At 63.4% G+C, this 8,520-nt stretch carries 9 protein-coding genes and 1 pseudogene; 3 read left to right on the top strand and 7 right to left on the bottom strand.

Translation table 11 applies throughout. From position 1 onward, the window contains the following. Positions 1 to 221 (top strand): annotated as a pseudogene (locus tag WAN71_RS08325) (hypothetical protein); the annotation flags it as partial. Between the two features lie 27 nt (positions 222 to 248). Here WAN71_RS08325 and WAN71_RS08320 read toward each other — a convergent pair. From WAN71_RS08320 to WAN71_RS08300, 5 genes are read right to left on the bottom strand one after another with little or no spacing between them, the layout of a single operon-like run. Continuing rightward, entirely contained in the window at positions 249 to 632 is a 384-nt protein-coding gene (locus WAN71_RS08320; protein ID WP_422224870.1) for a type II toxin-antitoxin system death-on-curing family toxin, read from the bottom strand. Then, entirely contained in the window at positions 629 to 835 is a 207-nt protein-coding gene (locus WAN71_RS08315) for a CopG family transcriptional regulator (protein ID WP_422224869.1), read from the bottom strand. The genes WAN71_RS08320 and WAN71_RS08315 overlap by 4 nt, the downstream gene beginning before the upstream one ends. A 45-nt stretch (positions 836 to 880) precedes the next feature. Beyond that, positions 881 to 1,819 carry a fumarylacetoacetate hydrolase family protein gene (locus WAN71_RS08310; RefSeq protein ID WP_422224868.1) on the bottom strand — a complete coding sequence of 313 codons (939 nt, stop codon included), beginning with the start codon at positions 1,817 to 1,819 and terminating at the stop codon, positions 881 to 883. Continuing rightward, the gene (locus WAN71_RS08305; protein WP_422224867.1) at positions 1,816 to 2,940 is read right to left on the bottom strand and encodes a VOC family protein; all 1,125 of its coding nucleotides are present in this window, start codon (positions 2,938 to 2,940) and stop codon (positions 1,816 to 1,818) included. The genes WAN71_RS08310 and WAN71_RS08305 overlap by 4 nt, the downstream gene beginning before the upstream one ends. A gap of 10 nt (positions 2,941 to 2,950) precedes the next feature. Further along, complete coding sequence (locus WAN71_RS08300) at positions 2,951 to 4,744, bottom strand: FAD-dependent monooxygenase (RefSeq protein ID WP_422224866.1); 1,794 nt, start codon at positions 4,742 to 4,744, stop codon at positions 2,951 to 2,953. Positions 4,745 to 4,894: 150 nt separating this feature from the next. Here WAN71_RS08300 and WAN71_RS08295 point away from each other — a divergent pair, with 150 nt between their 5' ends. Then, the gene (locus tag WAN71_RS08295) at positions 4,895 to 5,500 is read left to right on the top strand and encodes a TetR/AcrR family transcriptional regulator (RefSeq protein ID WP_422224865.1); all 606 of its coding nucleotides are present in this window, start codon (positions 4,895 to 4,897) and stop codon (positions 5,498 to 5,500) included. Between the two features lie 62 nt (positions 5,501 to 5,562). Continuing rightward, positions 5,563 to 6,234 carry a TetR/AcrR family transcriptional regulator gene (locus tag WAN71_RS08290; RefSeq protein WP_422224871.1) on the top strand — a complete coding sequence of 224 codons (672 nt, stop codon included), beginning with the start codon at positions 5,563 to 5,565 and terminating at the stop codon, positions 6,232 to 6,234. A 15-nt stretch (positions 6,235 to 6,249) separates the two neighbouring features. Here WAN71_RS08290 and WAN71_RS08285 read toward each other — a convergent pair whose 3' ends face one another. Together WAN71_RS08285 and WAN71_RS08280 are read right to left on the bottom strand one after the other, a co-directional pair. Beyond that, the gene (locus tag WAN71_RS08285; protein ID WP_422224864.1) at positions 6,250 to 7,566 is read right to left on the bottom strand and encodes a phytoene desaturase family protein; all 1,317 of its coding nucleotides are present in this window, start codon (positions 7,564 to 7,566) and stop codon (positions 6,250 to 6,252) included. A gap of 20 nt (positions 7,567 to 7,586) precedes the next feature. Then, positions 7,587 to 8,520: acyl-CoA dehydrogenase family protein (locus WAN71_RS08280; protein ID WP_422224863.1), on the bottom strand; the 934-nt coding region annotated here is incomplete at its 5' end.

The following is an 8,520-nucleotide window of genomic DNA, read 5'->3' as shown; positions in this document are numbered from 1 at the left end:
TGAGAATGAACCGGATCTTGGGGTACTGGATACGCTCCGGCATTGTTGGCCAGCAGCACAACGCCGTCGGCCTTGAGGTCGTCGAGTGCTCGAACCGTTTCCGCGACATCGCCAAGGAGATCGGCGGCGACGCTGTGGACCTGCTCGAGCTCTTCGAGTTGCATGCCCGGGCGCTGTACGACACCGCACTGCGCCTGATATCCGAGGGCACGAGCCAATGACACTGAGGAAACGAGCGTTGCCCGTAGTCAACCCTCCGGGTAGCTCCAGCTCCTTAGTCGGTCGGCGATCTTGCCGAGATCGGCCAGCGCACCGGTGGCGACCTGAATGACGAATTCGAAGCGATCATCCTCAGGTGCACTAATCGACTGTCCGTTGATAGCGAGAAAGGTCCGACAGGCTGTCCACGCCAACCGTATGTTTCCGTCCACTAGCGCGTGGTTGCGCGCGAGGGAGTGCTTTAGGGCGGCGGCCTTGAGGTGCAGATCTGGGTAGGCATCCGCGCCGAACACCGACGCGCGGGGCCGCGCCAGAGCGGATTCGAGCAAGCCATAATCCCGGACCTCTGGGTCCCCGCCAACGGCCGCGCGGGCGATGTCGAGCAGGTCTTCGAGGTCTAGATAGTCGGTCACGCGTCTTTAAGCCGTTCCAGGACCCCGGCTTCTTCGCGCACGACGCGGTCTAGCGCCGCGGCGACCTTGGCCTTATGCGTGCGCCGTGCGATGTACTCGTCGATGGCCGATAGCGCGACGGCCTGCATCGACCGGCCTTCGGCGGCAGCCTGTTTGCGCAGAGCTTCTGTTTGCTGATCGCTGGTGCGCAGAGTCATGCCCATGGCGAGCATGATACCAGATTGATACCACAGGTTAGGGCGCAGGCCCTAGGCATACCTGACCGTGTTGCGCTGGGCGCCTAGCTCGATGGCGCCGTCGTCGGTGGCGATGGTGGCCTCCACGACATCACCATCGCGCAAATACTTGGGGTTACCGGATTGCCGCTTGAAGAAGGCCCTCCACTTCACCGCGGGTGGCAGCAGTGAGCCGATAATCTCGATCGGCTTCGGCGGGGCACTCAGCGCAGTGCCAGCGGGGGTGCCAGTCAGGATCACATCACCCGCGGCGAGGTCCTGGAACCGGGTCAGTGACTGCAGCGCCTGCAGTGGCTTGTACAGCATGTCACCGTCCACGACCATGTCCTGTCGAAGTTCGCCGTTGACCCTCAGCCGCAGCCGCAGATCGCCGAACCGCTTGAGTTCGTCGGCGTCGAGCAGTACCAGGGCCGGGCCGACCGGAGTGAAGGTGGGGTAGGACTTGGCTTCATAGAACTGAGTCTGCGGAAGCTGGATATCACGGGCGGAAACGTCGTTGGTGACAACCAGGGCGGCGATGAAATCCGACAAGCTCGACTCGGAAACAGTTGTGCCGACCGGGATATCGCTGCCAACGACAAGTCCGATCTCAACCTCGTAGTCCAGGAATCGGACATGGGCGGGTCTGACGATGTCATCGAACGGGCCGGTTATCGACGCCGACGACTTGCGGAAAAACGTCAGCGGGATGGTTTTAGGATCCATGCCGGCGTCCTTGACATGGGAAGCGAAGTTGGTCATCTGGGCAACGACCCGACAGGGCTTCGTCACTGGGGAGACCAACCGAAGGCTGTCAACCGGCACCGTTTCACTGCTGTGGGTGGCGGTCTCGATGGCGGCGCGGTCGGCCAGCAACTCAGCGGTGGTGGTTGCGTTGGTGGTGATCTTGACTGCGCCGGTTGGGGTTTGGACCCACCACGCGTCGACGGTGCGAAGGACAGAGACGGTCATGATTTGGCTACTTTCATCAGGCCGATCAGGCTGCGGAGCCCGAATTCATTGTCACCGCGCAGTGCGGACAACATCGTTCGCGCTTCGTGCGGAATTGATTTGGGGTTGATGCCGAGGAAGTCGTTGGTCGCCCGCGGTCCCCACTGGGCCAGCCCCGAGGCGGTGAGCGGCGCCCATCCTGGTTCGAGCGTGCAGTCGAACATGTCGCCGTCGGCGAAGTGCTCGACCATGAAACCGTCCGGGTCACGCCAGTAGTCGAAGATCTGGCTGCCCTGGATGTGGCGGCCGATTCCCCACGACCGGTGGTAGCCATGGTCTTTGAGGTATTCGCCGCCGGCGGCCAACGCGTCGAGATCACACACCTGATACGCCGAATGCAGGTAGCGGTTCGTCGGTCCCAAAGCTAGCGCCACGGTGTGGTGATCGGCCGGCGACATGCCACGGTCACACCGGATGAAGCTCATCGTCGGCCCGCGACCACGTTGGCCGGGGAAGAACTGGAAGTCACTGACGATCATGCCGAGGTTGTCGAGATACCAGTTCAGCGCCTCGGTGTACGTAGTGCTCTGCAGCACGACGTGGCCGAGTCGCTCGACCCTGGTAGGAACGCGTGGCGGCCGTTGGGTCGCGTTGACACGATTGAGGTTGTCGCCAAAGTTGAACGTGTGCGGCGCCTGCGTGGGTAACGCATCGAGCTGGTGCGTGCCTGCCACGACGTGCACGGGGATGCCGCTGGGATCGACCAGATCGACTGCCAGCCCGCCGATTGCGTCGGGTAGTGGGTGGGTTCGGACGCCGGTTGCGTCTTCCAACCGCAGCAGGTCGGCCTGATCCTGTGCGGTGAAGGCAATACCGCGAAAGCGTGTGGTTGCGCCCTGGCGGATGAGCACGCACGGCGCACCAGGATCGGAGCCACGCAATTGCAACTCACTACCGGTACGCAACACGGTGGTGAAACCGAATGCACGCGCGAACTCCTCCGCGCGGGTCAGGTCCGACTTTTCGAATTCCAGCCAGGCGATGTCATGGACTTTGATGACAGGGTTGCGTGATCGGCCCGGATGCTCGCCTTTTTTGGCGCCATGTTCGCTGTGCAGGTCTTGGTGTGCCGTTCTGGTCATCGGTGCTTCCTCAGTTTGTCGAGTCGACGAGGTGTGGTCGTGGTGTGGGAAGTGTCCGCGTTGCTGCGGCGCCGCGGACGCGATCGAGGATGATCTCCGGCTGGTCTGGAATTGTGTCTCCGCGCCAGGCAACGTGATGGTCGGGGCGGATCAGTACCAGATCGCGCTCATACAGCCTGCGGGCGTGAGCATCGCGGATGTCGACGACCTTCAGCGGCATTCCGCGGTCGGCTGCCGCGGCAGCGAGCGAGTCGACGTCGAGGTCGGCAAAACGCAGCAGGGTGAAGCCGAGCCCGAATAGGTCGAAGATCGCCTGACCATTCTCGAGAAACAGGCTGGGCGGACGCGCCCCTGGCCGGGTGCCCGGTGTGTAGGCATGCATGTGATCGGCCGTTGCCGTCGGCGGTTCATTGCGGATGATTGGAGAGCCGTCGTATCGGTATCCGAATTCGATTCCGTCGGCTTCGTTTTCGAGATTGCCCAGATCCAGAATCTCCCGGCCTAGCCGCCGGCGGCGGCGTTCCCCGTTCCAACCCTCATTGTGAATCGCTTTGCGGTAGGCGGTTTTGATCGCCAGGCGCACCAGTGTGTGTCGCGCCGACGCTGTCCGGTTGCGGATCGCCACCGGACGACGCTCGGCTTCATAGGCTTCGAGGAGGCGATGGTCTCCCCAGCCCTGCACGATCGCGGCGAGCATCCAGCCCAACCCGACGGCATCACCGACGCCGGTGTTCATGCCGTAGCCGCCGGCCGGCACGACCTGGTGTGCGGAGTCACCGGCCAACCACACCCGGCCGCTCCCATAGCTGTCGGCAAGTGACAGGCGCGGGCGCCACGCGTTGGCGCAGATGATGTCGCAGTCGAACTCGATGCCCAGCTTCGCGAACAGAAACTGCTTGGGGTCGATCGCATCGGCGTCGGTACCCGCTCCGAGGAGGGCGTGCAGTGTCCAGGTGTCGCGATCATTCTGCGAGATCAGCGTCCATCCCTCGGGTGATTGGGTGTGCCACGCAGTGCCGAACCGCTCGAATAGCTCACGGTTGGGCGAGGTGAAATGGATCAGGAAGATCCGACCGTCCATCGGTCTTTCGCGGTCGGCGAAATAGGCCCGGATCGCCGCCGGCGCGAGTCGGCCAATACCGAGCTCGCGCACCGCAAGACGTCGCAGATCGATGTCGTCGAGTCCGATGCCCAATCCGGTGCGCACAATGCTCCCGGCTCCGTCGCAGCCGGCGAGGAACTGAGCACGGATCGCGCGGGTTTCGCCGGTTGCCGAGCAGCGGATTACCGCGTCGACGCCGTCGGCGTCTTGCGCGAACGTTTCCAGCGCCCAGCCGAATCGGATGTCAATCTGCGGGGCTCGGGTTTCCAGAATGTTCTTGAGTGCTGGCTCGAGCAGCGCTTGCGACACCCGCATTGCGGGTTCGAGCGCCATTGTGCCGTCGTCGCATTCGCGGATGTGCGCGCGCCGCTGATCGGGCGTGGGATACCGAAAGCGCGCCAGTTCCCATCCGTCGAGGTTAGTCACCCATGACACGTCGAACGGATGATCCTCGGGGACAGCGACTTTGCGAAGCTCGTCGGCCACCCCGAGGTGGCGAAACAATTCCATGCTGCGGCCGTTGGTGATGTCCATCTTCGGGTGCGTGGTCGTCGATGGGTTGCGTTCCACCAAGATCGCGGCCACGCCATACTGTGCCAGCGTCAAAGCCAAAGTCAGGCCGACGGGGCCACCGCCGACGACCACAACCGGAACCTCCTCGGCGCTCGACGACGCCTGCTCGATGTTGGTCGCTATGCTCACCGGTCTTGCCCTTCTCTAGTGCATTGAGGACTATTGAACACCATTGTTCAAAATAGATCAAGAGTGATGTTTCAACTTCAATCGCCTGATCTATAGAACATAGATGTACTATCTGGTCAGGCTGTACGAACCCGACTGGAGGGCAGGGGCATGACAACACCGACGGATCGGCGGATCAACGCTGCCGCGGTGCGACTGTTCACCACCAAGGGGACGACGCAGCTAACGGTCAGCGAGTTGGCCCAGGAGGCCAACGTGGCCCGGGGCACGCTTTACCGCAATGTGGGATCGGTCGAGGACCTGTTCGATCGCGTCGTCGCGGAGTTCAGCGCGGACTTGCACCAGAGAGTGGCGGCGACGTTTGCCGATATCGATGATCCCGCGGCGCGGCTGGCCACCGGACTGCGGCTGTGGGTCCGCTACGCTCACGAGAACCCGGTAATGGGCCGTTTCGCCGTCAGATTCGGCCTTACCGAGGAGTCGTTGCGGGCCGTGATGGCCGGACCGCCCATGCGCGACATCAAGGCCGGCATCGCGGCCGGCCGATACGACATCGGCACGTCCAGCATCGACAGCATCGCCTCGCTGGCCGTCGGCGCCACCGTGAGCGCCATGTGGATGGTGCTCGAAGGTCATCAGACATGGCGCGACGCTGGAACCTCCACCGCCGAACTCCTGCTACGCGCAATGGGAATCGATCCCGCTGAAGCTCACGAAATCTGCATGGCCGCCCTGCCAGACCTGTCCGCAGCGTAGGCTTCGACTGCGCCTGCGGTCGTGGCGGTTTCGCCTATAATCGAATCGTGACTAAAAAATCGGTGGTGCGGCAAAACGCCGCACCCGCCGACGCGCTCTCCAAGTCGGCACTCACCCGTAGTCGCATCCTCAACGCCGCTGCGTACGTTCTCAGCCAGAAGGGCTATGCCGGTACCCGGCTGTCCGATGTCGCCGACTACGCGGAGCTTCAGGCACCGGCGATCTATTACTACTTCCCGTCGCGTGAGGATCTCATCGAAGAGGTGATGTACGCCGGGATCGCCGACATGCGTAGGCATTTGCAGGCCGCGCTGGACGCACTGCCGCCGCAGACCTCGTCCATCGACAAGATCTTGGCAGCGGTCGAGGCGCACCTGCGCCATCAGCTCGAGCTATCGGACTATGCCGCCGCATCGATTCGCAACGCGGGGCAAATCCCCGAGCACCTGCGGACACGCCAGCTCAAAGAAGAAGCTGGCTACGGCCGGATCTGGCGGCGCTTGTTCGACGAAGCACGCGCAGACGGTCAACTCCGCAACGATCTCGACGCTCGGCTCGCTCAGTTACTGGTGATCGGTGCGCTGAACTGGTGCACGGAGTGGTTCGATCCCCGCCGCAGTTCGGTGGACACCGTTGTGTCGAATGCTCAAGTCCTGGTACGCAACGGCCTGTCCGCTGCGCCGCCCGCGCCGCGTCCCACCAAACGCACCCCCAAGACCGCGGCGGGCCGCTGACACGCTCCGCAGGCGCTAGCGCGCGACCGCAGCTGGCTGGTGTGCTGCGACGATCTTGTCGACCACGAGCTGTGCCGTTTCGGCGCATGCTGTGGTGCCGCCGTTGGCGTACTCCTTGACCGCATCGCCGACGTTCCACAACCCCGCGAATGGCGTTTCCTGTGGTAGATCATATCCGGCGACCGCCCGCTGCGGCGGCCAATCATCGCGGGTGACAGCGATGTTCAGGATGTTGGCGCGCTCGTCGAATCGGTCGATGGTGTCGCGCAGGTCCTGCAGCAGCAGTTCGGTCTCGGCGGCGTCGTCGAAATCGCCGATCGACGGCTTGGGTACCGCGGTGCCGACGTAGAGATTCCACCCGGGCGGCGCCATCTCGGGGCAGGTGTCGGTGAAGTTGGCGATATAGGCCAGACGCCGCGATTTGGCGAAGCTCAGCATCCCCGGCGCGTTGACCAATCGCTCCTGGCTGGCGAAGTTGACCGAGATCATGGCGGTGGGCCGATCGCCTTTCTTCACCAGATCCTGGTAATCGGTTGGGACGTTGTCTTCGCCGAGCAGCTTGATGGTGGTGGCCGGGCCGACGTCGCTTACCACGACCGGCGCGTTCGCGGTGATGGTCGCGCCGTCGCGGATCACCTGCACCCCGGTCACCGTGGTGCCGTCGGAAAGGATCGTGACGACCGGCGTGGACAGCCACACCTGACCACCCTGGGACTCAATGGCGCTCGCCAGGCCTCGCCATAACCCGATGGTGCCCTCCGGGTGAAACCCGAACCGTTTGAACGCGCTTTTGCGGGTGAAGTAAGTGAGAAATACCCGCGCCGGCAGATCTTCGGAACCTACGGCGAAAATCGAGGCGCACATGTTGCGGAAGATGCCATGCACGCCTTCGTTTTTCGTGTAACGCGAAACCCATTCGGCTGTGGAGATCTCGTCTTCGGGTAAGCCCGAGTCGTTTCGTGCCGCCCCGATACCCTTCACCAACTTCGCGCCCTGACGGCTGAGTTTACCGAGTAGCAAACCCCAGCCGCCGCCGGTGACGTCGACATCCTTGCCGCCGATGCGATACAGCAGCGGCGGTTTGGGTTCGCGGATGTCGAACGGTGCGCCGACCTCCTCGCAGGTCTGTTGGGTGATGCCGCCCACCTCGATGACGATGGCACCGTTGTTGACCTTGAAGCCGTCGATGTCATCGGTGGAGGCACGGCCGCCGACCTTGTCGAGACGTTCCGCCACCAGAGTTCGGTAGCCCTGATGCGCGAGGCGGGCGGCGGTGAACAGGCCACCGGCACCGGCTCCGATGACGATGACGTCGAATTGCGCTGTGCTCACTAAGATTTCCTCTTCAGAATCTAGTAGGAGCGGGGGAGACCCAGTGACGACTGGGCGATGTAATTCAGCACCATCTCCCGGCTGACCGGCGCGGTGCGCATCAGGCGTGTCACGAACCACAACTCGGACAGCCCGTACTCGTGGGAAAGGCCGTTACCGCCATGGGTCTGGATCGCTTGGTCGAGCGCCTTAAGCGCGGCTTCCGAGGCGGAGAACTTCGCGATGTTGGCAGCCTCGGCGGCGTTTTCGCCCGCATCGAAGAGTTCGGCGCTGCGGACGGTGGCCATCCGGCTCAGCTCGACCGCGATGTGCGCTTCGGCAAGCGGATGGGCGATGCCCTGGTGCGCGCCGATCGGGGTGGACCAGACTTGACGCTCTTTGGCGTACGCGGCCGCTTTGCCAATCGCGTAGCGGCCGATGCCACCGCACAGGGCGCCGACCAAGATCCGCTCGGGGTTCAGTCCGTCGAACACCTGCCGAAGTCCGTTGCGGGCGGTTCCGATCAGGGCATCGCGCCCGACCTGAACGTTGTCGAAGTACAACGTGAATTGTTTATCCGGCGACACGATCGAGGTGTCGATCTGCTGGAACGACAGCCCGGGACTGTGGGTGGGCACCACGAATAGCGATAGCGCGCTTTTCTCGGGCGTCGAGTGCTCGGCGTCGCGGGTGACGACGAGTATTGCGTCGGCTTGATCGACCGCCGAAGTGTAGTACTTGGAACCCGATATGGCCCAACCGGTTTCGCTGCGTAGCGCGGTGGTCTTGACGTTGTGGCTGTTGGATCCGGCGTCGGGCTCGGTCAGGCCGAACGCCATGATCTTGGTTCCGTCGGCGATCGCGGGCAGCCAGCGTTGCTTCATCTCGTCGGACGCGTGGTGTGCCAGGATGTTGCCGCAGATCGCCGGTGAGATGACCCAGACCAGCAATGGCATGCCGTGCGCGGCGAGTTCC

Source organism: Mycobacterium sp. (assembly GCF_049280035.1).
Taxonomy (GTDB): domain Bacteria; phylum Actinomycetota; class Actinomycetes; order Mycobacteriales; family Mycobacteriaceae; genus Mycobacterium.
This window is presented reverse-complemented; position numbering and strand designations above follow the sequence as displayed.

Excerpts from the sequence above, each read along its gene's own strand:
- WAN71_RS08315 (WP_422224869.1), bottom strand. The coding sequence starts at position 835 with ATGGGCATGACTCTGCGCACCAGCGATCAGCAAACAGAAGCTCTGCGC.
- WAN71_RS08295 (WP_422224865.1), top strand. The coding sequence starts at position 4,895 with ATGACAACACCGACGGATCGGCGGATCAACGCTGCCGCGGTGCGACTG.
- WAN71_RS08305 (WP_422224867.1), bottom strand. The coding sequence starts at position 2,940 with ATGACCAGAACGGCACACCAAGACCTGCACAGCGAACATGGCGCCAAA.
- WAN71_RS08310 (WP_422224868.1), bottom strand. The coding sequence starts at position 1,819 with ATGACCGTCTCTGTCCTTCGCACCGTCGACGCGTGGTGGGTCCAAACC.